This is a genomic window from Paenalicyclobacillus cellulosilyticus (genome assembly GCF_014647315.1).
Classification (GTDB): Bacteria; Bacillota; Bacilli; order Alicyclobacillales; family Alicyclobacillaceae; genus Alicyclobacillus_J; species Alicyclobacillus_J cellulosilyticus.
In genome coordinates, this window is record NZ_BMOY01000086.1 from 1 (window position 1) to 1062 (window position 1062).

Below are 1062 nucleotides of genomic sequence, written 5' to 3' on the forward strand. Positions count from 1 at the left end.
CTGACGATCCGGCCGCGCTTGTAATCCAGCTTCCGCCATCCGGACCATGTTCTTTTCCGTCACGATTCCGCGGTCTCCGACGAACACGCACTGCTCCACGGCAAATTGCTTCTTGAGTCGTGTCAAGACGTCCGCCACGGTCTCCTTGTCGGCGACATTGCCCGCAAACACCTCGTGGGTGATGGGGATGCCCTCCGGAGTCACCAGCAGCCCCAGCTCCACCTGCTCCAGGTCCGGACGATGGGTGCGCGAGTATCCGTACTCGCCCAAGGGGCACTCGTGCCCGTACAGATGCGTGCTGGTCACGTCGTACAACACCAAAGACAACTTGAAATTGAGCAGGTCCGTCAGCCGGTTGTACAGCACCTGTTCCAACTGTGGCTTGATGTCCATGAGGTAATCCAGGGCCCGATAGAAGTGCTGAAGCTGCCAGGGTTCAGAGCCTGCGTCGGGGAGGTACAGGTCGTCCAGCGTTTGAAACAGGTGGAGCTTACTGGATGGGTCCACCAGCCGGTGGATGACCATCGCCTGTATGTACCGGGCGACATCGAAAGCGACGCCGCGATCCTTGAGCGCATGGCGGATGGCCTCCGTCAGCCCAAGCTGATCCCACAAAAATTGGACCACATAGGGAACGCCAAAATGGAGAACGCGATGGGACTGAAAATCGTCGATGGAACCCGTGGTCCGGTGCTGTAGGAGAGACTCGAGTGTCCGGATAATCTGCTCAATTTCCCGCTCCGAGTACTGACTGATGTTGCCGAGGCTGGCGATGCGACGCTTTTTGACGGTCCCGCCATCTCGATAGGACTCAACGATGTGCAGGTACTTGTAGGTCTTACCGTCGGGCTTTTTTGTGGATACAATTTGCGCGAACAAGGGGGTCACCGCCGTTCGTTTTCATATCCACAATAGTACCTTATTAATTCCGTGAAATCAATGGTTAAAACAAAACTAGTTTGACCTACATTTTCGTTACGAAAGTGGCCCAGAACGGCGAAAAAACCGCGCCGTAGCGCGGTTCGTACCCTCGACCCAGGGGGTCTAACTGTCAAACTTGAG

At 55.9% G+C, this 1062-nt stretch carries 1 protein-coding gene; it reads right to left on the reverse strand.

Going from position 1 to position 1062, the window contains the following annotated elements; translation table 11 throughout:
- A partial coding sequence (locus IEX97_RS12880; RefSeq protein WP_373289462.1) for an IS1634 family transposase occupies window positions 1-888 on the reverse strand: 888 nt, incomplete at its 3' end.
- Between the last annotated feature and the right edge of the window lie 174 nt (window positions 889-1062).